We start from the raw sequence: 22,255 nt of genomic DNA on the forward strand, positions 1-22,255 counted from the left end.
CCATGGCAGACAAAGACCCCTGCGACCTGATCAAAGGCCCCGGCCGGGCCTACTGCGAACAGGACAACTCAGGCGGCGGTCCCCCCGACACCAGCGGTGTCGGGGGCGGCGGAGGCCTCACCCACGGAGCCTCCGACCACGTCAAGCAGCTCGCCGAAAGCCTGATCAAACAACTCAACTCCCTGATCGCGCCGAAGCATGCATGGGCGCCGGCCAAGGCCGACAGCTGGGTGTATGAGCAGTTCCTGTGGCTCGGCCAGCACCTGGCCGTGGCCATCTTCATCTGTGTCGTCGTCGTGTGCGCCCTGACCGCTTGGCAGGGCGCACCGCGCCTGAAGCAGATGGGCGCCTCGACCGGCTGGACGCTCGCGGCCGTGGCCGCCATGGCGTCGGTCCCGGGCGCGGTCATGCTGCTCAACAAGGCCGTCAGCGCGGCCTTCACGGCCGCATTCGACAGCAACGAATCCACGCTGTTCCCCGTCATCCGCACCGATCTGGAAAAGGGCGCGGATGCGGGGAACCCACTGGCCCTGTTACTGATCATCTCCGCGCTGGTCGTCGCCCTGGCGTTCGCGGCGCTGGTGTTCATGACACGCCAGATCGGAATCCTGGTGTTCGTGTGCATGGCACCGCTGGTGCTGGCATCCCTGGCACGCGGCGGCGACACGAGCGCGGTCAAGCAGTGGGCGCAGCGGCTGCTGGGGCTGATGTTCGCACCCTTCGCGCTGCTGCTGGTCTCACCGTTCGTGAAGCTCGCTGAAGGCTCGCTCGCGGTGGACGCCGTCCTGGTGATCGCCGCGGACGCGCTCATGCTGCGGATGATCTTCCACGGCGTGCCGTACTTCGGGCCCAAGGTGGCCAGGGGCGTGCGGACGCTGGTGGAACACAACACCACCAACCCGCTGGTGCGGGCGATGGTCCGGGCCGGCGTGCCGGACTTCTACGAGCAGGAGAACACCCCGCGCCTGCCGCGCACGGTGCCCACCCCGGGCCGTGCGATGTCGCAAGACCGGGGCGTGCTGTTCGCCGCCTACGGCGTCAAGCGGCCCCAGCGGCCGGGACGTCTGACCACCGAGTCCGCGGTCGCCTCGGCCCGCCGGCAGGCAACCGAAGCCGCGGCCCGCAACGAACGGATCCGCCAGGTGCGCCAGCAGGCGCGTACCGCGGCCCAGCCGCAGAACGGCGGCACCCAGCCGCCCAACCCCCGGCCCGCGCCCGGCCGGACCGGTCGGCCCGGTGGGTCCGGCGGCACTCCGTAACAGCGGCGACAGCAGCAGTCGGCTGTTCCCGGCCCCGGTGCTCCGCCCCTCCCGCTGTCCGGCGGTGAGGGGCGGGCACTGGGGCCGGTCCTTGTCCGACCACATCTTCCTCGGAGGCTTTGCATGTATTCCCTGACGCCCGGTTACCGCATCCCGGCTCTGCAGCGCGGACTCAGCCCCGCCGAGACCCTGCTGACGAAAATCAACGCCGGGGCCGGGAGCGCGATCCTGGCGTCGGCCATGCTGACTCCGCCGCCGATGTGGACGTTCGGCGCGGTGGGCGCGGCCGCGGCACTGCTCAACCTTGCGCCCGGGCCGCGCTCGATCGGCCGGTGGGCGACGGTCGGCTACCGGCATCTGCGTGAGCGCACCACCCCTGCCGCCATGTCCACCCGGGCCGGGGCGACCGCGACGTGGGCGCTGTATCCGGAACACGGCACCATGCAGGACGCCGCGCGGCGGGCCGCATTCCACGACGCGTTCTCCCGCGCGCTGACGTTCACCGCCGGCCAGGCCCGCACCGCCGGTATCCAGGTCCACGTCACCCACCACGCCACCGTCGGCGACCACACCGCGCACACGCAGACCATCAGCGTGCACGTGCCGAAGGGACTGGCCGGCCAGCCCGCCCGTGTCCTGGACACCCTGGCGGGCGAGTTCGCCGCCCTGGGCACCCTGACTCCCCTCACACCCGACCCCGTCCCCGACGTGACCGAACGGGGCCCCGGCTGGGTGGCGCTGGACGACGGCCGGTACGCGGCCACCGCCCGGATCACCGCCTGGCCGGAGGAGACCGGCGGTGACCTCATGCCCCGGCTGCTCCTGGGTCAGGAGGCGGACCATTCTCTTGCGGTCCTGTACCGGCCGCTGCCGGCGGCCCAATCCCGGCGTTCGGCGAAGTGGCAGGCCGCCGCCAGCGGGGCCTTCACCACCGACAAGGTGAAGGCCGCCACTCACGAGATCGCGTCCAACACTGCGCACGGCGCGCTGGTCCAAGGCGACACGCTCGTCGACCTCGACGCCTACCTGACCGTCTGCAGCGACAGCCCGGAAGCCGTCACTGACGCCCGCTGGCAGGCCTCTCTGACTGCCGACCGGCACCGCATCCACCTCGACTGGCTCCCCGGCCAGCAGCACCGCGCCCACGTGATGACCACCCCCCACGCAGCCTCCACCCAGAAAGGGGCGATCCTGTGATCCGTCTGCCCTCCAGCCACGCCGCGATCACCGCACCGCTCGTCGCCTCCAGCACCACCTTTCCCGGCATCCCGATCGGCCGGTCCCTGCTGGACGGCCGCCCGTTCCACCTGTCACCGGTCCGCGCCTCGGCGGCCGTGCTGCCGTCCACGAACAGCCTCGCCCTGGGCGGTCTCGGCTCCGGCAAGAGCACCACCGCAAAGGCGAGGATCCGCCGCGAGATCCTCGACCACGACCACCAGGCCGTCGTCATCGACTCCTTCGGGGAGCACAACACCGGCGGGGAGTGGGCACCACTGGTGCGCTCCCTGGGCGGCAGGGTCATCGAAGCCGGAACCTTCACCTTGAACCCCTGCAGCTCCATGTTCCCGCCGGAAGTCAAGGAGCAGCTGGTGCGGTCGCTGATCGCTGCCGTAGAGCCTGCCGCGCTCAGCCCTCAGGCCACACACGCACTCCAGCACGCCCTGAACCATCCGAAAGCGACATCGCTGAACGGGCTGGTGGACGCGCTGGTCAGTCCCGAGGATGGAAGGTGGCCGGCCGCCAGCCTCGCTGAGTGGGGCGTGGGCACCGCGATCGCCCTGTCCCGCTACACCGAAGGCTCGCTCCGAGGCCTGTTCGACGGGCAGGACGCCAGCCTGCCCGAGACGGACCTGCCGATCCTGTCCTTCGACTTCTCCCGCCTGGACCGCAACAGCCCCGCGATTCCCTCGCTCATGGCCGCGATCTCCTGCTGGGCGGAGCACGTGTGGCTGCGGCAGTCGACCGCCGTGCACCGGCACCTGGTCCTCGAGGAGGCCTGGCAGATCCTGCTGTCCCCGGCCACCGCCGAACTCATCCAGCGCCTGCTGAAGTACTCCCGCAGGGCCGCACTGTCCCTGGACGTGGTGATGCACACGCTGTCCGACCTCGGCGACGGCAAGGCCCAGGACCTGGCCCGACTGTGCGAGATCGCTCATATCGGACGCCTCGGCCCCGAAGAGGCCGCCATCGTCGGCTCACTGCTGGGCCTGCCCGCCTGGGCGGTAGAACGGATCCCGTCCCTAGACCCGGGCCAAGCCGTGTGGAAGGTCGGCCCCGACTACGTCGACATCATCCAGACCTTGCTCAGCGAGGACGAAGCCCGGCTCACGGACACCTCGACGCGCCGCCGCGCCGCACAACAGGCCGTGACCGACGCTGCCGAGACCATCGCCGTGATCGAGGAGGAACCCACCGAGACGGAGCGCGCCCGCGCTTCCGACATCGATCTGTGCGACGGGGATCGACCGGACACCATGCCGATCGACGAGACGCCATTGGTTGAGCAGGAAGCCGCCGATGACTGGGACTGGGAGATGCCGCCCAACGTGATAGACGGACGGCACCACGATGTCATCAGGGCAGCGAGCGAGGGCCGGTGCGACGAAGCCGCCCAGCTCGCCGCCATCGGCGAACGCCAGGACATCACCGCCCACGGCATCAACTCCGACGAGGCCGCCCTGTGGCTGTCCACCCGCGCGAAGGTGGCCGAACTGTGCGGAAGCCCCGACCAGGCGGCTCAGCTCCGGGCTACCGTCACCCGCATGGGCAAAGACGTCGAATGGTGGCAGCAGGAGCCTGCGAGCAACACCACCGCCGCACCCGCCTGGGCCGACCCTTCCCAGCCGCCCACGGCGGGCTCGCCCGATGCCGGTGAGGTGCCTTCACAGCCCAACCGGCGTGCCTGGCCTTACGTTGCGGTGATCGCGGGGCTGGCTTTGGTGGCCACGGGCGTGTGGCAGAAGGGCGACGACGACCAAGAACGCCACGAACGACAGGCCAAGGCAGCCGCATACCAGGGGCGAGCGGGAGCGGACCTCCACATCGACGGCGTCCACGCGGACGTAGTTGCTCGCTGGAGCAGGGACAAGCGGCGCGTCGTTCTGCAGTTGAACGCACCGTTCGAGGCCAACTCCAAGCTTCTCCGCATGGATGCCTCCGGGCGCAGCGCGAAGAGCATCCGTGAAGACGGCTGGTTCCCGCAGTCACCCGAGATTGCGCTGCCCGTGAAGGATCCCCTGGCGGATGTGACCGTACGTGTAGCGGTCGGCGGTAAGACCTGGAAGGAAGGCATGGCACCGCACTCTCGTACGGTCCGACTGTCCCCGACCGGCATCGCCTACGACGCCGAGACCGGCGAGAAGCTGCCCTCCAATCTCTGACCCCCGCACGCCCCCGCACCACCCACGGCCCGCGCCTCACGGCGCGGGCCGTCCCTTGTTCCGGGCACTCCGCCTGGCCCTCGCCCATCCAGACCGGGGTCGCGAGGACTGAGCCGGCCGCCCGGCCTCACCCACCACCATCCGTCCCCATGTGATTGGAGATCGCGTGGCCGCCAACAGCGCGATGAACCGAGTCCGTGTTCCGCAGGGGTTACCGGAGTACGACTGGGGCACCGCCCCCGCCGGCAAGCTGGCCACACGCCGCCAGCTGCGCGCCGCCCGGCTCCGCCCCGGCGGACACGACCCCGTCGCCATCCTGCGCTGCCGGGCGTGCGCCACCCGCCCGCACCGCACCTGCACCCGCCCCGCCTACCTGTACCGCGTCGACCAGGCCCAGCCGATCCGGCCCATGACCCTCGCCAAAGAGGCCGCCCTCGACGCCGCGATGGCGGCCCGCACCACCTGCCCGCTCTGCCGCCGCCGATACCACCACTGCCTGCCGCTGCGCACCCTCGGCAGCTGCTTGGAATGCCACGACGGCACCCCGGCCGACCCCGCCTCCTACACCACGCCTCCGGCGCCCGGCACGCACCGGCTAGCCGCGTGAAGCTGAGCCCCGTCCCGGCGACAGAGGCCGGGACGGGGCCACACCGGGTGGCCGTCGCATCGGCATGAGGGCCGGCCACCCACTCCACCTTCGCACCCTTTCGGGTGAACTAGGAGAAATCCCATGACTACCACGGCCCCCAGCACGGACAAGAACCTGGACGCCGCCTGCGCAGCGGTCGCGGGCGAGATCGGCCGCACCGACGGCAAAGCATCCTTACTCCTCGCCTTCAACGGCGCCGTCCTCGCCGGCCTTGCATCCCTCGCGGACAAGGACCTGCCGCCCGTGACGAAAGTCGCCGGCATCATCGCCGTCCTCGCCTTCGGCGCAGCCGCGGTGTTGCTGCTCGTGGTCGTCCGCCCCCGCCTCGGTGGCCACGACCGCGCCAGCTTCCCCTACTGGGCCCAGCTCGAGGCAGACGAAATCCCCGCCAGCATGACCATCGACACCCGCCCCGCCCGCATCCACGCTCTGTCCACGATCGCGCTGCGCAAGTACCGCACGCTGCGTCGCGCCGTCGACTGCACCCTGTCCGCGCTCGCTCTCCTTGCCGTAGCTGCCTTTGGCGCCCTGGTGTGAGCTGCAAGAAGAACGCTGGCCGTTCCGTGGCCATGTGAAGAATCCGAAGCGGCCCCTGCTGACTAGACGGCTAGTCAGCAGGGGCCGCTTTTCTGTTTCTACACCCATCTACTCGTCAAGATCGTTCTTGCCCAATTGGGCAAGGCGGCTTCTGCCGCTCTCACTGACCGTCGTGCTCGGTGCAGCACCAGTCCCGCCGGTGCCGCGCGGGGCTCTGGACGCTTGCGTCGCGCAGCGCAGCGGGGACGCGGTATCTGCTGGATCGGCGCGGCAACTGGGTCTGGGTGCTTACCCGGTAAGCACCCAGACTGACAGGAGCTAACGTCAGCCTGGGTGATATGAGAGCTGGTGTCAGTGACTGATCCATCAGCTGCGGCAGTATGCTGCCGCGCATGGCATCTCCTACCTCGGGAGGTGAGCGCGAGAAGCTCGTGTCCAAGCTGCCCGCCTCCCTCCGACAATCCCTCAAAGTCAGGGCAGCACAGCTCAGTACCGACGTGCAGGACGCTGTCGCCGACGGCATCCACGCCTGGCGCGCCCATCCCGAAGTCCTCCCCCAGATCGACACGGCGGGAGCTGAGTCCTTCGGCACCTGGCTGCCTGAAGGTCTGTACGACGACTTCAAGCAGGACTGCGTCGCCCGGGGCGTCTCCTACATCCAAGGCCTTGCCCAGTCCGTAGCGCTGTGGCTCGAGCAGAACCCCGCAGACGACGAGACCGCGCCCACGCGCCGCATCATCGTCTGCAATCAGAAAGGCGGTGTGGGTAAGACCGCTGTCACCGCCGGCCTCGCCCAGGCCCTGGCCGAAGCCTCCGACGGGCTGCCCGTAAAGACCGACAAAGCAACGAAGCTCGCCACCACCGCGGCAGGCCTCGGACTCCGCGTCCTCATGGTCGACTACGACCCTCAAGGACACCTCTCCCACCAGCTGGGGCTCAAAGCCATCCCAGCCGGCGCCGAGAGCCTCATCACCCACATGCTCAACCGGGAGCAGGCCCGAACCCCGCTGATCGACCTCACCGTCGTCATAGACGAAGCCCGCTTCGGTGACCGGCTGCGGATCCTGCCCGCAGCATTCGACGCTTTCCTGCTCGACTCCGGCCTCACCATGTTCCGCGGACCCCGGCACGCCGCCCTCGAACGGGCCCTCGCCCCGATTGAGGAACACTTCGACGTCATCGTCATCGACTCACCCCCCAGCCTGGGACTGGCCATGGATGCCGCCATCTTCTACGGGCGCCGACGCGATGGAGAGAAGCCCGGCTCATCAGGCCTGGTGATTCCCGTCGAGGCGGAAGACACCTCCGCTCAGGCCTACGGCATGCTCATCAACCAAGTCGACTCCCTCGCCAGCGACTACGAAATCGACGTCGACCAACTCGGCCTCGTGGTCAACAAGTACGACTCACGTCGCGGCTACATCGCTACCTCATCCCTCGACAAGTGGAAGAGCCTCGGCTCTCCTCCCGTCCTCGCAGTCATCGGCGACCTCAAGGAACAACGCGAAGCCGTACGCCTCCAGCGAGCACTCCTGGCCTACGCCCCCGAATCAGACCAGGCCCACCACATGCGTGAGATCGCACGGAGGCTGTCATGAAAAAATCCGACGCTCTCGGCGGATCCGCCACCTTCGACGCCGTCGCCCAGCCGATGAGCAGCCGCGCCGCCAGCTTCGCCGCCTTCGCCGGACAGACCGCACCGGCCCCGGCCGCCGTCACCCACAGCTCACTCCGGGTCCCCGTCGACCATCTGGCACCCAACCCCTACAACCCCCGCGCCACCCTCGCATCCATAGAGGAAATGGCCGACAGCCTCACCAGCAAGGGCATCATCCAGCCCCTCACCATCGTCACCCGCGACGCCTTCCTGGCGGCACACCCCAACCACACGCAAGACCTCGCGTCAGCTGAATACGTCGTCGTCGACGGCAACCGCCGCCTCGCCGGCGCCAAACTCGCCGGCCTCGACGACGTCCCCGTCCACGTCGACGACGCACTCGCCCACGACGCCGACACCCTCCTCGAGACCGCCCTCGTTGCAGCCGTGCAGCACGAAGACCTGGAACCACTCGACGAAGCCAGAGCGCTCGAACGCCTCGTCCAGGTCCACGGCTCCCAGCGCGCTGTGGCCCGGGCACTGGGCAAATCAAGCGGATGGGTCACCCAGCGCCTCGCCCTGCTCAAGCTCACCCCCGAACTCAAGCAGGCGCTCGAGGACAAGACACTGCCGGTCAAGGTCGCCCGCACCGTCGGCCAGTTGCCTGAACAACAGCAGCAGAGTGCCGCAGACAAGGCACTCGCGCAGCGCGCCAAGCAAAAGACGGAGACCGGCCGGAAGCCGAAGGGTGCTTACCCGGTAAGCACCCCCACGACGGCAGCCCCCGCACCCCAGGACGGCCCTGCGATCGTCTCCGACGCACAGTCGGCAGATGAGGATTTGACGGCCCTTGCCGCAAACCTGAAGCGACGCCTCACGCCACAGCAGATCAAGGAACTGGTCGAGCTGCTCATCGCCTAACGCCTGGGTGCTTACCCGGTAAGCACCCAGCCCCACGACAGGGGTGGTGACCCGTACTTCCCGGACCACCACCCCTTACGTGTCTCCGCTGCCAAACAGCGGCACCTCTCACCTTCGGCGTCACCTCCGGCCAGGCCCTGTCCGGCGTCGTCGGCCCGCTCATCGAAGTCCCGGTCCTGATCGGGCTCGTCTACGTCGTTCTCGCCTGGCGCAAGCAGCTCAGCGCGGACGCGGTGACCACAGCCCCGTGACCGCTCTCGTGAACGTGGTGGTGATCGGCGGCGGGCAGGCAGGGCTCGCCGCCGGCTACCGCCATCGCCGCAACAAGCTCGACTTCGTCAACCTCGATGGCCCGGTGAAGTCGGGCGGCGCTTGGCAGCACGCCTGGGACTCGCTGCACCTGTTCTCTCCGGCAACGTTCCCCTCCCTGCCGGCCGGCACATGCCCGTCCAGCGGGGCCAGGAGTGCCAAGACGCCGCTCACGTGGTGCATTACCTGAGCGACTACGGGCTGCACTACAGCCTCCCGATTTACTGCGGGATCCGAGTCCGGGCCGTCCACCGCGACGGTCCGCTGCTGCAGGTGGAGACCGACTCCGGTACCTGGCGGGCACGGGCAGTCGTATCTGCCACCGGCGCCTGGTGGCGGCTCCTTCCTTCCGGCTGTCCCGGGACGGGATCTGTTCACCGGTCGCCAGCTGCACACCACCAACTACTGCAGCCCGGCCGACTTCACCAGACAGCGCGTCATCGTCGTCGGCGGCGGAAACTCCGGCGCGCAGATCGCCGCCGACCTGGCCGTGGCCCCGACGGTGTTGAGCTGACCTGGGTCACCCAGCACCCGCCCCGCTACCTCGCCGACGACATCGACGGCTGGGCCCTGTTCGACGCCGCCACCGCACGCCGCCGCGCCCTGGACGCGGGCCACACCGACACCGGGGGCGTGCCTCGCTCGGCGACATCGTCGTCGTCCCACCGGGCCGCGCCGCACGGGACGCCGGACTGCTCAAGACCGAGCCGATGTTCACTCGCCTCACCCCCGCCCGACCGTGGCCCACCTCGCCCCGCTCGGCCTGCGCAAGCCCGCGGCCACATCGCGATCGACGGGACCCGGGCCGCCGACGAACCGCGGCTGCACCTGCTCGGCTACGGCGACTGGACGGGATTGGCCTCCGCCACCCTCATCGGCGTCGGACGCCCCGCCCGCGCACCGCCGCTGGCATCGCGGGGCTGCTGAGCCACTGACCGTCAGAAGCAGAAAATAGGCCTCTTCGGGTGACCACCCGCGTCTAATAGGATTCGTGAGCGCACCTTCTGACGCCTTGTGGCGTCTCATCGACGATGACGACCCCACCACTCTCACGCTCGTCGTGGACACCCCGGCAGGCCCCTATGTCCGCCGGATACCGCCGGCCATACCGCTCCCCGCTGATGCGGAACCGGGCACCGGCGCCGAGGAGGCCGCCCACACCGCCGCAGCGGCGTGGGGCATGCCCGACTTCGTGTTCCAGTCCGCTCTCGCCCGCAAGGGCTCCGGTCAAAGGGAATTGGGTGACCGGCTGCTGATCAGCGGCAAACGCGGCGCAGTCGTTCAGATCAAAAGCCGTACCGTCCAGCCTAAGGGTGAGGCCGAGGAGCGGGCCTGGATCCAGAAGGTGACGGCCAAGGCGATGCGACAGGCCAAAGGCACGGTCCGCACGCTACGGCTGATGCCGTCCGACATGGTCAACGGACGCGACCGCACCTTGTCCGTGGTGGGCGACGCCTACGAGTGGCTGGCCGTGTCTCTCCTCGATCACGATCACGTTCCCAGCGGCACAGTGCCCACCTGGGATCCCATCGGCATGCCCGCCCTGACGCTAACGCGCCGCGACTGGGATTTCCTCTTCGACCAGCTCCGCTCCACCACCGCGGTCCTGGACTATTTGTTTCGCGTCGCCACAGAGCCGCCCATCGCGTTGGATGGTGAGCCGGTGCGCTACTACGAACTCGCCGCCGCGGACGCCGCAGCACCTCCGGGAGACTTCGACAGCGACCTCGTCGGGCCCGGCGGGCGCCCGTTCTCCACGCCCCTCCTGCCGCAAGTACCAGCCGAATCAGGGGTTACGCGCGCCCACTTGATGATCCGGTTCGTACTCGAAGACGTCGCGACCAGCATGCTGCGCGACGCCGTCACCGAAGAGAACCGGCTCACCGTGCTCGGTGACCTCGACCGGCTCCCGGTCGGCATCCGCGAGGAGTGGGGCCAGCTGCTCCTCGACATGCTCGATGAAGTCGTCCAGGTTCCTGACGGCCACGTGAAGTGGCGCTCACGACGTCAACTGCATGCAGACGAGAGCGGATACCGCCAGATGCTCTTCACCTGCGCGACCCGGTTCGGGAAGGACGTCGAGGCTTCATTCGGCAGCTACGTCATGCTGCGCCACCACCAAGTCGGCGAACGCACCGGCCACCCGGAAGACCTCACCAGCCTCGGCGTCATGCTCACCCCAAACCATGACGGGCGACGTCCCTGGGACACCACCCTGATCCGAATCGAGGGCCCCACCGGCCTGACCCAGGACGAGTTGCACGACTTCGAGCAGCTGTGGCCCGAGGGCGAGAAGGTCTGACACCCCCGGACGGCAGCGAACGAAGCCTGGGTGCGAGGCGCAAACAGCGCGCTAGCGACGGCGGCGGCCTCCTGGTGGCCGCTGCCATCGTCTGGTCATCATTGGAGGAGAGACGCGGTGTCCGCCCAGCGGGCCAGGACGCTGAACGCCGCGAGCTGCTCCAGCGCCTCATGCTCGGGTAACTCCGGCAGGCCGTCCTCGTGGCTGTTGGGATTCGGATGCCGGCGTAGCAGCCCTCGGGGAAGGCCGCCGCGCCGCGCTAGACGCTGCGAAAGGTGTCGCTGTCGTCGTCCGCCATCAGCCTCAGCCGCGGCTGCCCCGGCTTCGGGCCGTCCTTGGAGAAGGCGTACCCCCACCTGTTTTTCCTGCTCGTCGCGGCATCCGCGGTTGCTGCCTCATCGCGGGTAGATCGAACTCTCGCTAGCGAACGGCCTCTGCACCGCACCGGATGCCCTGTCACGGTTAACAGTGCTTCACGAAGGGACGATGAGACACAACAGAGTGTCCGGAGAACCCTCCCGCTTCGGCTCGGCCGCCCACCCCGCGGGGAACGCGGGACTGTCCACAGCTGAGGTCAGCATCGGTTCGGGCAGGGACCAGGTCATACCGCAAGCCTTCCACTACACGTCGCCGATCCCTGGACGAAATGGCCCTTCACCCGCCACTGACCATGGGAAACAAGGCTTCTATGATTTCGTTTGTGACGAAAGTAGGTCCAGGTTCCTCGGGTACCCGTCTGCAGGACGCGGCAGAACCGGGCGAGATCCACGAGACGACGACCGTGAGCGAGCAACTGCTGGAGCGCACCTGCGCATGGTGCGGCGAGCCTGTCGCCTACAGCGGCCGAGGCCGCCCCCCGCGCTACTGCAGTCCGGTGCACCGGCGCCGGGCATGGGAAGTGCGTACAGCGCCGGCTCGCGCTGAACGACCTGTCAGTGAGGGCGGCAAGACCCGTGAACCGATCCGCGAGGTGATTGAGCGCACCGAAACGGTGGTGCGCACCGTCGTACGACCGGCCACCGCTCCCTCCCTGACGCAGCTCCGGCCGGCACGGCGTCTGAGCGGGCAGCCCTACACCCTCCCCGAGGACGCCGTGGAGTGGATTGAGGCACTGGCGGCCCTGCGACGAGAAGTGACCAATCCCAAGGTTCACCCCTTCCGCGAGCACATCGCCCGAGCCTGCGAGAAGACGCTGCAAGCCCTGCGCGCCGACGTTCCCGAGCCTGCTGACAACGGCGACTAGTCCAGAACACCGAGGGCCGAGTCGGGCCGGCGGTGGACGCACGCTGGTACCTGCCGACGCAGTGCCTCGAGTGCCTGCTCGCGTGTCGCCGGACGACACCGCCCGCTCTTGGTGGCTGACCAGCAGCCACCGGCGTGCACGGCGTCCACATTCCCGCGGTTGAGCCCGTACTGGATCAGCCAGTCCGGCGGGGCCGGCCGCATCTCCTCACCCCGGCGCTGCTCCGCCTCGCGCCGTTCCTCTGCCGCGATCCAGCCGTCGAGCTGCGCGAGTGCTGCCGCTGCCTGCTGCGCGACGACGCGGCGGGCGAAGCGCAGCGCCTCAAGGCGCGAGATCGGCCGCTCCCCCCTCACTGCTTCGCTCCTCTCACGCGCTGCGTCGGCTTGAGCGTGTCGTTTGCCCGCTAATTCGAACACGCGCTCTAATTAGAATTATGCATCGCGTAGACCACCTCACCGACACCCAGGAACGGATCCTGCGCTTGATCCGCGAGCACATTGCCACCCAGGGGGAAGCTCCGACGATCACGCAGATCGGGTCGGCTGTCGGCCTGCGGAGCCGAGCCTCGGTGCACTACCAGCTCGGCGAGCTCGAGGCGAAGCACGCGATCGTCCGGGAGCGCGGGCAACGCAGAGGGATCCGTCTGGCATGACCAGCCTCGACCGGTACTACCTGCTGCTCGTCTGTGATGGCCGCCCGGTTCTGCGCGGCTGGTGGGGGACGGAAGCGGTCGCCCGGAGGAAGTTCCGCGTCTGGGTCGGCGAGTACGGCAGCATGCCCGGCGCCCGGATCACCCTCCTTGACGAGGAGAGAACTGCCCTGTTGGCGACCTGTCCCGACCAGCAGGAGTTAGCCGGCCGCCGGGTCCTCATGGGCGTGGCGCACGGCCTTCTTCACGGCCTGCTCGACCTCGTACCGGTTCGCCTCCACCGCTTCCGCGTGTGCCGCGATGGCCGCCTGCACGGAGTCGGCCGCTTCGCGCCAGCGCCGCAACTGGGCGTTGAAATCGTCACCGGTGAGGCCGGCGAGTCTCGCACGCTCCTGTTCGGCGGATCGTTCCAGCTCGATCAGCTCATCGGGGACCTCTGTCACAGCACCGGAGCCTAGGCGGCGAGCAGGCAGCGTCGACGATCTCACTTAACCCCCGATCGGGTAGAGGTGGGCTGGTTGCCGGGCGAGTCGCTTATGGGAGCCGCTACGAAGATCACGAACTGTCCGTGATCTTCGAGAGGACCCGTTTCGTGCGTCTGGCCCGCTTCGCCGCCGCGACTGTTGTGTTCGCCGCCCTTCTGATCCCGACGACCGCTAATGCTGCTCCGGCCGTCGCGCCGGGGGACACCGTCACCGTGCCGGTGCGGGACGCCCTGGCCGGCCTTCCTGTGCGGGCCGAGGACCGCACGGGCTACGAGCGCAGTAAGTTCCGGCACTGGATCGACGCGGACAGGGACGGGTGTAACACCCGGGCCGAGGTGTTGAAGGCGGAGGCGGTCATCGCGCCGACGCAGGGCGTGCGCTGCGTGTTGAGCGGAGGTGAGTGGTACTCGCCGTACGACGACCGCTACATCGACGGACCGAGAGGACTGGACATCGACCACCTGGTCCCGCTCGCTGAGGCGTGGGACTCCGGGGCGTACGCGTGGACGGCGAAGAAGCGTGAGGACTACGCCAACGATCTCGGCGACGACCGGGCGCTGATCGCGGTGTCCGCGGCCAGCAATCGCAGCAAGGCTGACCAGGATCCCAGCACGTGGCAGCCGCCGGCGGAGGGCTACCGCTGCCAGTATGCAACTGACTGGGTGGCCGACAAGACCCGCTGGGAACTCAGTATCGATGCCGTGGAGCAAGCTGCTCTCACGGAGGTCCTCAGTCACTGCCCTGACGTTCCCGTCACCGTAGCCCTAGCCCGCTAACCCGCCTCCACCACTGCTCGGGCATGGCGATGATCCTGCTCACTCACCGAAGGCTGGCCGGCCGCTGCCTGTGCTGCCCGACATCAGCGCGGGGACCCCGGCCGACAGCATTCTGGTGCTCGTAACGGCCTTCAGATCACGGAGATGCTCGAGTGACCGACCCAACCCCCGCACCGGGACTGCGAACCGGGTGCTGCCAATGCGGCGACATCACCTATGAGGTGACCGGTGCCCCGGATGACCCCCACCTGTGCTCCTGTGAGCACTGCACGCTCCTCTCCGGCTCCCCGGCGATGGCGTGGGCCGGGTTCCGCAGGGAGGCACTGACCTGGACCGGCCCCGGAGGTGAGCCGGCCTGGTACTCGACCTGGCCGACGTTGCACCGCGGCTTCTGCCCGCGCTGCGGGACCCACCTTGTCTCCATCGCCGAAGGCTCGGAAATGATCATGGTGACGTGCTTCAGTCTCACCGAACGGAGCGGCCTCGATCCTGTCGGGCACAGCTTCCGGGAAGCCGCCGTGCCCTGGATGGCCATCACCCTCGCCCCCGACCCGCTTCACCCGTAGCGCCACCCGGCTGCTCCCCGGCCCGGGCACACGGGACATCTAATTCGGCCAGGCCCGATTGAGTTTGTGCCATTCGCCAGTAATCCACCCTCAAGATCATCATGGTCCGGCTACATAGGAAGGCCGGGGTGAGCGTCGGGCCGTCCCCGTGCGGTGGTGGGGGAGGTGGGGCGGTTGCTGACGATCGATGTGGCGTTCCTGCTCGCGGTCATCGTGTTCTTCCGGCTGCGGCGGCGTACGCAGGCCCGCAGCCGGAACGAGGAAAGGACCACTGCGGTCCTCATCCTGGCGCTGGGTGTTCTGATCGCTCCTACCCCGGTCGGCCAAGGCATCCTGGACATCCTGGGGCAGCTGGCGGGTGGCGTCACGCGGGCCAGCCGGTGAGCCCCCGCACCCGCAATGGCCGGCCCGCGGCGGCCAGGCGCCCACACGTCCGGCGCCGGACCCGCACCTCTAGCAGGCGGCGGCAGCGGGCGGACGACCGGCTGATCGGCCTCCTGATCGCTGCAGCCCTGGCCGTCGCCTTGGTGGTGGCCGTCGTCAACTGGCTGCTCGCCCACTGGTGGATCCTGGCTGCTGTCGGCGCGCTCGGTCTGCTGGCCGGCAGCACCCGGATCCATCAGGCGCGGCAGCAGGCCCGGTGGGAAGCGGTCCGTACACACGGCCTGCGCTACGCGCTGCCCCAGCTCGACGCTCTGCACCATTCCCGGTTCGAGGACGCGGTGCGGGATCTGATGCGGCGTGACGGCTGCCCGGACGCGGTCCGCGTCGGGGGCGGCGGCGACCTCGGCGCCGACGTCAAAGCAACCGACCCCTACGGGCGACGCTGGGTGATCCAGTGCAAACACCGCCGCAACGGCATGGCCGGCTCCCCGGTCGGCACGCCGGACCTGCAAGTCCTCAACGGCACTGCCCGACCAGTCCACGGCGCCGATATCGCGGTGATCGTCACCAACGGACGAGCCACCGCCCCCGCCCTGGCCTTCGCCAAGCAACAGCGCCTCCACGTCGTCGACCGCCACACCCTCGGCGCGTGGGCGGCCGGCTCACGCCCCTTGTGGGAGCTGCTCCGTGCCGTTCCGCCACCCCGGTCGGTCCCGCCACCCCGAAGGCCAACCGCTTCGTCCTGAACCGGCTACGCCCTACCCCAACTCGAGAGGATGCTCGTGGGACGACACAAGCCTGGCAAGGTACGTCGCCGCCGCCCCGACGCACTGCCGGACACCCTCCAGATCAGAGAAGCCCGCTTCGGAGAAGGCAAGGCATTCACCGATCTCGCCGCGCTCGCCATGGAGGGACATGGTGACTTCGACGATCGCGAAGCCATGCGCGAAGCCATCGACGAGGGCGGCCCGTTCATCAGCAAGTTCGGAGCCGGGCGGATCGTGTTCCTGGTCGCCGAGCACACGCCCACTGCGGGCATCGTCGGCATCTCGTCCACCATCCCGCCCCTGTCCGTCCTTGGGAACATGGAGCGCGACGGAGCAGACCCCGCTGCCCTGGGTGCTACCGCGATGGCTTACGTCAAGGTCCGTGCTCTGGCCGTCGCAGACGATTACCGTCGCCAGGGCATCGCCTCAGCTCTCCTCACCAAGGCCCTGGCCATCCACCGTGATCACCGCGCGTTCTTCGCGTACGGGCAGTTCACGGCCGGGGATGCCGGCCTGGCACGGTTCTACCGGCGCCACGGGTTTACCATCCACGCCCCGGGCGAGCCGGTCATCCTCCCTGGCAGCGCCAGACACCCCGACGTCGGCGCCGCACCGCTCCCCGGCGAGCAGATGTTCTCACGCACGATCTAATCGGCCCACCAGCCAGCCCGAGCTCCGCTATAGAAACCTGCTTGTCGCTTGGTGGCAGCCCTGGGAAAACAGGGCGGTTACCAGCGCGGTCATGTACCCGCCTTCGCGGACGAATGGCCGCAGCGCCGACTGCAGCCGTACGTCCGCCGCGAGTACGCGGCCTGAATCGAGTAAGGCGGGCGTGACGCTGCCCATACGATGACCGTGTGACAGCTCGCCGCACCCTTGGCTCCGGCCCCCAGGCCGCGCACACCATACGAGCCGCCCAGGCCGACCTGATCGACGCACTGCCCGGCGTCCACCTCCCGGACGTTTCCGAGATGCGTGCCCGGGGCGTGCTCGGGGGACCCGCGGCGACGGCCCCGGCCCCGCGGCGGATCCTTGGAGCCGGGGGCCGCGCTGACGAGGCACCTTCCGCCTGAGCTGGCTTACCGGCTGGCTTCGGTGTGCTCGCGGATTGCGTGTGCCCCATCGAGCAGGGCGCAGGCAGCAGCCGGCCTCTCCCCGACGGCGTCGGCCACACCATGCAGCCTCTGGGTGCACCGTGCGAGGACTACCGGTTCGGTAAGTGGCCGCTGGTGCTTGCTGGAGCGGTCGGGTGGTGGCTCGGGGCGCTTGCCGCACCGGAGCTTCCGCCGTTCAGCAGGGCCAACTGCAGGAGTATGAGCAGGAGGACGCCTCCACCGCCGGCCGCCGCTGCCACGGGGCCGCTGATCTGCCGGTGATGCCGTCGGATCACGGTTACGTCAGCGCGGCGATACCTGCGCATGCCTGCCGGGGATTGCTCACGAGAAGTAGCAGCAGTGGTGTGCACCCAACCGGGCAGGCCGATCGATGTTCGTGCCGGGGACCCTGTTGCCCGGGTGCAGGTTGCCCCGGATCCACCCCGGCGATAGCTGAGCGAATCCGCAATTCCAGCTCAAATCGGGGGCAGTCCGCAAGGCTCCCGCCGCAGAATCCGTTCATGCAGGTGTCTGTCGTCGCCATCATCGTGGCCTCTGTGAGCGCCCTGTTCACGGGGGCGAACATGCTGGTCTCCGTACTGAACTACAGGCGCACCCGGCCGCGGGTCCGTGTTCTCGTGACGTACAACATCATTGAGAGGAGGCGTGTCGCCTCACCCGACCAGGTCCGCAACCTCTTTCGAGTGCACGTCATCAACCGCAGCCAGACCGACACCACGATTACTGGCGTCCACCTCTACTGCCGGTACACGGTCAACTGGCGTACGCTCCGCGGTGAGTTCGCCCGCGTCTCCGACGAGCCGGCTGAACTGACCGAGCCTGAAGCCGACCTCGACTATGCGCTGCCAGCGTTCGGAGGGCTCCGCTTCGAGACCGAGGACCTTTCGGGCCGGCAGGAACTCCGCGGCAAGGCCCGCCCTGTTGCCATGACCATCAGAGTGACGCTCGCTGACGGCACTCAGGTGCGCGGGCGGTGGATCCGCGCACGTGAGCTAGACCGCAAGGGTGCATGGGCGCAGCAGGCGGCACTGGACTCCTGAGAGTCCCCGACCTCGCGGACATGGGGAGCCGCGGAGTCCTCGGCTCCCCACCGCCTTACCCCGCCGGCCGACGCCGGATGCTCGGTGCAGGTGGACGAGCCGACGATGAGCCGCCCGGCCCTTGAGCGCAGGGCCTCTGGAGGAAGAGCCTCTGGCGGGTAGGCAAAACTATCTGGGGGCCTGGTGAGTGTGTCCTGCCGATGTGCCCAGTCGCTGGGCCCAGCTCTGCGAAGGCGACCGCAGCCCGTGCGCCTGGGGCATCTAGTGACGACCCTACGGGCTGATCGTCCGGGAGGCTGAGGAGCGTCGAATCGTGAAACCAGCTGACACCGACGGGCCTACCTGGTGGGTGTATCAGAGCAGTGACTTGCTGGTGAGTGGTGAGCACATGCCACCGGCTGTCGGCGCTGAGGTGCTCGTAGTGCGTGCATCGGGGGCGGCATCGCGGGCGCCTTCCGGCCTGCAGGCCGGGGGGCGGGAGTCTCTGCCAACTGGTCTCCGCCCGCAGGGGGATCCGCTGGTTTTGTTGACACGCTTGTGGATCTTCAGGAGCCGACTGGGGGGCGCGTGTGGGGGCACGGAGGGACTCGGAGGTTCACGCGGGCGCTCTTTAATCCTTGGATTCGCCCGGCATGCCCGATTTCGTCGACCGCTCTTGATCGGTTTTCACCGTTTGCGTGCGAGGCCTTCTGGGCGTGACCGCCCTTGTGGTGGTGGGCACCCATACCCATGACGCTACTTTCTGGCACCGGAGCGCTGCGCAAGGTAGTAGCGTCCTGCTCCCGGCATCTTCTGCCGGACGGCAAAGACCCCGGCATCGATGGTTGGTCGCCCGCGTGCCGGGGTCCTGTCGCTCTCAACGCCAGCACGAACAAGGGAGACCCCTGATGTCACTGCGCCGACGCCGTACTCGTCCTCCCGCAGGCGCTCATGCGCTCGCGTGGAAACCGAGCCGTGAACGTATCATCCCGCCCCTACACCCGGCTGAAACCCCGGTGTGGCATGTCAAGGCTGTCATGCTCCGCGGGAGCCTGCCCATCACCGCGATCTGCCTTCCTCTCCTGATGACACCGGGCGCTCTGCAGCCGCATGTACTGCCCATCGTCGCCCTCTTTGTGACGACTGCTCACGGGTCTGTGCTGGTCCACCAGCGAATCTGCCGTCGCTGACGTAATGCGCCGGTGGGACGCGAGTCGACGCGCGCGTCCCACCGGCACCAGCCCCGTCCGGCCATTTCCGGCCGGACGGCCGGTACAGATACCCGTCCAGCACCCCGAAAGAGGTCCCCGGTGTCCACTCGTTCCAACGCCCAGACGGCTGACAGCACCCCGCGGCCCGCCCGCTCCGCAGCACCCGCCCACCGAGCACGCGCCACCCGCTGCACCGAAGCCCTCCGCGACATCGCCGAGGACTGCACCGTGGTCTCCGAGGCCCTCCTGCTCACCGCCTACAACGCGGCCTCGCCGAACACCGAACTCCTGCAACGCCTCGTCAGCCTTAGGGACCTGGCCGACGAGGCGATCGCAGTCGTCGTCGTCCGCCAGCGCGCCCAGGGCGAGCCGCTCGCAGACCTCGCACCGATCCTGGAGCTCACCGAGGACCGGCTGCGCAAGAAATACGTCCCGCCCTCCGTCGATCGTGCCCTGGCCGCCCGCCGCCGGCCCAAGCCGGTCACCTCCGCCCAGAGCGCCGCAGCCGCCGCTGACACGCCCATCCTGCGCCGCCCGGGCCAGCGCCTGGCCTGCGCCCTCACCCTGATGCGCAACGGCTCCGGCCGCCGACAGCGGGAAATCGCCGAGCAGATGGGCGTCCACGAGTCCTACGTCTCCCGCATGCTCTCCGGTCAGCGCGACGTCTCCTGGAGGCACGTCAGGATCATCTGCGACGTATGCGGGGTCGACCCCGAGCTCATGAAGCCACTCTGGGAAGCAGCCGCCAACGTCCAGCCCTCGAACACCGAAGACCCCGTCCAGTACCTGCGCACCTATCTGCAAGGCCTGCACTACGCACTCGGCTCACCGGACCCCGAGCTCATCCTGGCCGCCGCCCAGCGCACCATCAGCGCCGACGACCTCGACCGCGCGATGACCGGCCCCGGCGTCCCCGACTGGCCCGTGATCGAGCGACTCACCGTCCTCCTCCAGAGCCTGCCCAACATCACCCGACCCCTGTGGCGCCGCGCCCAGGCGGCCGCCGAAAGCGCCCCCACCGCCACCGCCAGCTGACCGGACCGCCACCACAGAGGAAGGACCATGAAGCCCACACCGCCCGCCGCGGCCGTACTCACCACTGCCTTCTACGCCTTCTACGACCTGCACCACCCGGCCTACCACGCCTACGCCGCCGCACGCCTCCCTCACGAGGAAGCCCGACTCAGCGTCACCCAGCTCTTCGACCTCATCGCCAGCAACTGGACCTGGATCATGACCGAGCGGTGCCCCTCCGCCTGGGCCTGGGCAGAGCACACTCGAGCTATCGCCCGTCGCGCCGGCCACACATCTACGCCAGCCGAGGACGCCGCGCTCCTCCACGACGACCTCTGCCTGAGCATCGACCGCATCGCCACCATCACTGGCACCGAGAGCGCTCGGGTCACCGCGCTTCTCGCAGCGGCCCGCCGCACTCCCCAACCCGCTGCACGAAAGAGGTCGGGTTCGGAGGGTGGGTGGAGGGTGCGGCTGGGTGCTCTGAGCTGGAGTTGTGGCGGCTCGCTCGGCCGGTGGGTTTGACGGGCGGTGTTCAGCGACAGCGGGAGGCCAGGCCGCGGCTCAGCAGCCAAGCGGCTACCCAGGTCCGGTTTCAGTGTTTCCGGGCGAGCCGTTGCCACCCACGAGGCGGCAACCGGCCGCCCGAAGGCCTGCAACGCCGACGCCGCGCCCGCGTAACTATCCACCGCGAAGAGACCGCCGGCCGTTCGGTGCGCCGAGGGATGCTGTCGTCCCGTCAGTACGGGACGTACTCGCCCAGCTCCCCGTCCAAGCCGAAGGCCGACGGTCACGAGCTGGTCGAAGGGGTGGCGCGGGCAGTGGTATGGCATCCTTGGAATAGCTCTCGACCGGGGATTGCCCGGCAGACGGTTCGTGACCGTCGGAGGGCACGCAACGGTGCTGACCCGACCAGCCAAGTGGAGCGGGTGTAACCGGCCGTCGATCCAAGATCGTTGGACCGGTCAGTTTCCGTTGCGGCAAGCCGCCCCGTCAGTGCGGAGATTGCTCTGGCACTTGATGGGGGCCACCGTGACGGCGCTGCTGCCGTTCCTCGCCCGCGTTCCACTGCTCGTGTGGGCCCTGCCCGCGGTCGCGCTGCTCTACCTGCTGCTGATCGTCCTGCTGTCGCTCACTGCGGTTTACGCGAAGAAGCCGGCCCGACGCCGAGCGGCAACCGAGATGGTTCGGATTCTGTGGTTCGCCCAGGGGTGGAAGGACGATCAGGCGCCCGATCCCGACCGGCGGGAGTGAGGTAGACGGGGTCTGCCGGATCAGTCAGGGGCGTGGCTCAGCCAGGCGCCCCTCGCGGACTCTGCCGCTATCGGCTCTGCCATCTAGACGAATGTCTAGCAGCCCAGGTTATAGACCGGGCGCCGTTTCCCGTACGATGCAGGGACTCACCGCAATACAACTGGCTGACCGGGACGCCCGTCCTGGGACGCCACGAGGGGGCCCGAAGCCGGCGGCTACCGGCAACAGACCCCCTGCGGCGAGTACTGCAGTCACCGAGCCCGGCCGTCCAACCATCGGCCGGGCTCACTGCTGAGCACAGCCCTTGCGGCGGGGCAATTCGGCTTCCTGGTCACGACCAGAAAGACCGCAGTACGGTGATGGCCGTGACGATCACGGGCGCCCAGTCCAGAAAGGCCTGACGCAAGGTCAGAGCGCTCTCGTAACAGACGCAATGTTCGTGCTGGTCCATCGGTGCGTCACCTCACTTAGCCCCAAAAAGCCCTTGGGGAAGGGCCCTGGCCCCGAGCGGGCAAGGCGCTGAGGGGGCCCGTGTGGTGAAGCGGTCCCAAGCATAAGTCAGTTGAGAGATATCCCGGACCCGAGGGACCACAACTTGTGAGCTTGTGTAGCCATCCAACCACTAGATGTAGGGCTTAGCTCATGCAGAGGGGTTAACGCGCGTGTCGCCGGGGCTGGGGGACCACGCGACCGGCCGCAGCCGGTCCGCGGTCGCCCCACGCCTGCCGGAACGGTGCTAGAGCAGATGCCGCGAGGCTGGCGGCAGGCAAACATGCAGGCTGCGCCGGCTAATTCCAACAGGCTCTGCGCAGTCTGTT

21 protein-coding genes and 2 pseudogenes are annotated in these 22,255 nt (G+C 68.8%); 22 read left to right on the forward strand and 1 reads right to left on the reverse strand.

Annotated features, from left to right (window positions below; all coding sequences use genetic code 11):
* The first annotated feature begins 2 nt into the window (after positions 1-2).
* From TNCT1_RS33965 to TNCT1_RS34015, 11 genes and pseudogenes are all read left to right on the forward strand, one after another.
* Positions 3-1,259, forward strand: coding sequence for a hypothetical protein (locus TNCT1_RS33965; protein WP_143639919.1), 1,257 nt, complete (start codon positions 3-5; stop codon positions 1,257-1,259).
* Between the two features lie 123 nt (positions 1,260-1,382).
* The gene (locus TNCT1_RS33970; RefSeq protein WP_143639921.1) at positions 1,383-2,456 is read left to right on the forward strand and encodes a hypothetical protein; all 1,074 of its coding nucleotides are present in this window, start codon (positions 1,383-1,385) and stop codon (positions 2,454-2,456) included.
* The gene (locus TNCT1_RS33975) at positions 2,453-4,639 is read left to right on the forward strand and encodes a hypothetical protein (protein ID WP_143639923.1); all 2,187 of its coding nucleotides are present in this window, start codon (positions 2,453-2,455) and stop codon (positions 4,637-4,639) included. The genes TNCT1_RS33970 and TNCT1_RS33975 overlap by 4 nt, the downstream gene beginning before the upstream one ends.
* A gap of 166 nt (positions 4,640-4,805) precedes the next feature.
* Complete coding sequence (locus TNCT1_RS33980) at positions 4,806-5,246, forward strand: RRQRL motif-containing zinc-binding protein (protein ID WP_235903038.1); 441 nt, start codon at positions 4,806-4,808, stop codon at positions 5,244-5,246.
* Between the two features lie 123 nt (positions 5,247-5,369).
* Positions 5,370-5,825, forward strand: coding sequence for a Pycsar system effector family protein (locus TNCT1_RS33985; protein WP_143639925.1), 456 nt, complete (start codon positions 5,370-5,372; stop codon positions 5,823-5,825).
* Between the two features lie 392 nt (positions 5,826-6,217).
* A complete protein-coding gene (locus TNCT1_RS33990; protein WP_143639927.1) occupies positions 6,218-7,423 on the forward strand; it encodes a ParA family protein in 1,206 nt (401 codons plus the stop codon).
* The gene (locus TNCT1_RS33995; protein ID WP_143639929.1) at positions 7,420-8,343 is read left to right on the forward strand and encodes a ParB/RepB/Spo0J family partition protein; all 924 of its coding nucleotides are present in this window, start codon (positions 7,420-7,422) and stop codon (positions 8,341-8,343) included. The genes TNCT1_RS33990 and TNCT1_RS33995 overlap by 4 nt, the downstream gene beginning before the upstream one ends.
* A gap of 110 nt (positions 8,344-8,453) precedes the next feature.
* Positions 8,454-8,594: pseudogene (locus TNCT1_RS36535) on the forward strand (arsenical-resistance protein); the annotation flags it as partial.
* Positions 8,591-9,579, forward strand: a pseudogene (locus TNCT1_RS34005) (NAD(P)-binding domain-containing protein). The pseudogenes TNCT1_RS36535 and TNCT1_RS34005, both read left to right, overlap by 4 nt.
* Positions 9,580-9,643: 64 nt before the next feature.
* Positions 9,644-10,954 (forward strand): hypothetical protein, encoded by a 1,311-nt coding sequence (locus TNCT1_RS34010; RefSeq protein WP_143639931.1) that lies wholly within the window; start codon positions 9,644-9,646, stop codon positions 10,952-10,954.
* A 781-nt stretch (positions 10,955-11,735) separates the two neighbouring features.
* Positions 11,736-12,197: a hypothetical protein gene (locus TNCT1_RS34015; protein WP_143639933.1), complete on the forward strand. Its 462-nt coding sequence runs from the start codon at positions 11,736-11,738 to the stop codon at positions 12,195-12,197.
* Here TNCT1_RS34015 and TNCT1_RS34020 read toward each other — a convergent pair.
* Positions 12,194-12,550 carry a DUF6233 domain-containing protein gene (locus TNCT1_RS34020; protein ID WP_143639935.1) on the reverse strand — a complete coding sequence of 119 codons (357 nt, stop codon included), beginning with the start codon at positions 12,548-12,550 and terminating at the stop codon, positions 12,194-12,196. The two genes, TNCT1_RS34015 and TNCT1_RS34020, sit on opposite strands and share 4 nt — an antisense overlap.
* An 80-nt stretch (positions 12,551-12,630) precedes the next feature.
* Here TNCT1_RS34020 and TNCT1_RS34025 point away from each other — a divergent pair, with 80 nt between their 5' ends.
* The 11 genes from TNCT1_RS34025 to TNCT1_RS34080 all read left to right on the forward strand — a co-directional run bounded on the left by TNCT1_RS34025 (position 12,631) and on the right by TNCT1_RS34080 (position 21,437).
* The gene (locus tag TNCT1_RS34025) at positions 12,631-12,849 is read left to right on the forward strand and encodes a hypothetical protein (protein WP_143639937.1); all 219 of its coding nucleotides are present in this window, start codon (positions 12,631-12,633) and stop codon (positions 12,847-12,849) included.
* Positions 12,846-13,304 (forward strand): hypothetical protein, encoded by a 459-nt coding sequence (locus tag TNCT1_RS35685; RefSeq protein WP_160160453.1) that lies wholly within the window; start codon positions 12,846-12,848, stop codon positions 13,302-13,304. Before TNCT1_RS34025 ends, TNCT1_RS35685 begins: the two co-directional genes overlap by 4 nt.
* A gap of 110 nt (positions 13,305-13,414) precedes the next feature.
* On the forward strand, positions 13,415-14,107 hold the full coding sequence (locus TNCT1_RS34035) for an HNH endonuclease family protein (RefSeq protein ID WP_373920526.1): 693 nt from the start codon (positions 13,415-13,417) through the stop codon (positions 14,105-14,107).
* 221 nt (positions 14,108-14,328) lie between these two features.
* On the forward strand, positions 14,329-14,673 hold the full coding sequence (locus TNCT1_RS34040; protein ID WP_268894194.1) for a GFA family protein: 345 nt from the start codon (positions 14,329-14,331) through the stop codon (positions 14,671-14,673).
* A gap of 174 nt (positions 14,674-14,847) precedes the next feature.
* Complete coding sequence (locus TNCT1_RS34045) at positions 14,848-15,057, forward strand: hypothetical protein (protein WP_143639939.1); 210 nt, start codon at positions 14,848-14,850, stop codon at positions 15,055-15,057.
* The gene (locus TNCT1_RS34050) at positions 15,054-15,803 is read left to right on the forward strand and encodes a restriction endonuclease (RefSeq protein WP_143639941.1); all 750 of its coding nucleotides are present in this window, start codon (positions 15,054-15,056) and stop codon (positions 15,801-15,803) included. Before TNCT1_RS34045 ends, TNCT1_RS34050 begins: the two co-directional genes overlap by 4 nt.
* 36 nt (positions 15,804-15,839) lie before the next feature.
* Positions 15,840-16,475: a GNAT family N-acetyltransferase gene (locus tag TNCT1_RS34055; RefSeq protein WP_216856697.1), complete on the forward strand. Its 636-nt coding sequence runs from the start codon at positions 15,840-15,842 to the stop codon at positions 16,473-16,475.
* Positions 16,476-17,439: 964 nt separating this feature from the next.
* Complete coding sequence (locus TNCT1_RS34060) at positions 17,440-17,979, forward strand: hypothetical protein (RefSeq protein ID WP_143639943.1); 540 nt, start codon at positions 17,440-17,442, stop codon at positions 17,977-17,979.
* Between the two features lie 1,289 nt (positions 17,980-19,268).
* Positions 19,269-20,204, forward strand: a complete 936-nt coding sequence (locus TNCT1_RS34070) for a helix-turn-helix transcriptional regulator (RefSeq protein ID WP_143639947.1) — start codon at positions 19,269-19,271, stop codon at positions 20,202-20,204.
* Between the two features lie 27 nt (positions 20,205-20,231).
* The gene (locus tag TNCT1_RS34075; RefSeq protein ID WP_235903039.1) at positions 20,232-20,708 is read left to right on the forward strand and encodes a hypothetical protein; all 477 of its coding nucleotides are present in this window, start codon (positions 20,232-20,234) and stop codon (positions 20,706-20,708) included.
* A 507-nt stretch (positions 20,709-21,215) separates the two neighbouring features.
* The gene (locus TNCT1_RS34080; protein WP_143639949.1) at positions 21,216-21,437 is read left to right on the forward strand and encodes a hypothetical protein; all 222 of its coding nucleotides are present in this window, start codon (positions 21,216-21,218) and stop codon (positions 21,435-21,437) included.
* Positions 21,438-22,255 lie beyond the last annotated feature (818 nt).

The organism is Streptomyces sp. 1-11 (assembly GCF_007176755.1).
Lineage (GTDB): Bacteria > Actinomycetota > Actinomycetes > Streptomycetales > Streptomycetaceae > Streptomyces.

What these genes read in the sequence shown, in the direction of transcription:
- TNCT1_RS33995 (WP_143639929.1), top strand. Translation starts at nt 7,420, where the DNA reads ATGAAAAAATCCGACGCTCTCGGCGGATCCGCCACCTTCGACGCCGTC.
- TNCT1_RS33990 (WP_143639927.1), top strand. Translation starts at nt 6,218, where the DNA reads ATGGCATCTCCTACCTCGGGAGGTGAGCGCGAGAAGCTCGTGTCCAAG.
- TNCT1_RS33970 (WP_143639921.1), top strand. Translation starts at nt 1,383, where the DNA reads ATGTATTCCCTGACGCCCGGTTACCGCATCCCGGCTCTGCAGCGCGGA.
- TNCT1_RS33985 (WP_143639925.1), top strand. Translation starts at nt 5,370, where the DNA reads ATGACTACCACGGCCCCCAGCACGGACAAGAACCTGGACGCCGCCTGC.
- TNCT1_RS34075 (WP_235903039.1), top strand. Translation starts at nt 20,232, where the DNA reads ATGAAGCCCACACCGCCCGCCGCGGCCGTACTCACCACTGCCTTCTAC.
- TNCT1_RS33965 (WP_143639919.1), top strand. Translation starts at nt 3, where the DNA reads ATGGCAGACAAAGACCCCTGCGACCTGATCAAAGGCCCCGGCCGGGCC.
- TNCT1_RS35685 (WP_160160453.1), top strand. Translation starts at nt 12,846, where the DNA reads ATGACCAGCCTCGACCGGTACTACCTGCTGCTCGTCTGTGATGGCCGC.
- TNCT1_RS34025 (WP_143639937.1), top strand. Translation starts at nt 12,631, where the DNA reads ATGCATCGCGTAGACCACCTCACCGACACCCAGGAACGGATCCTGCGC.
- TNCT1_RS34060 (WP_143639943.1), top strand. Translation starts at nt 17,440, where the DNA reads ATGCAGGTGTCTGTCGTCGCCATCATCGTGGCCTCTGTGAGCGCCCTG.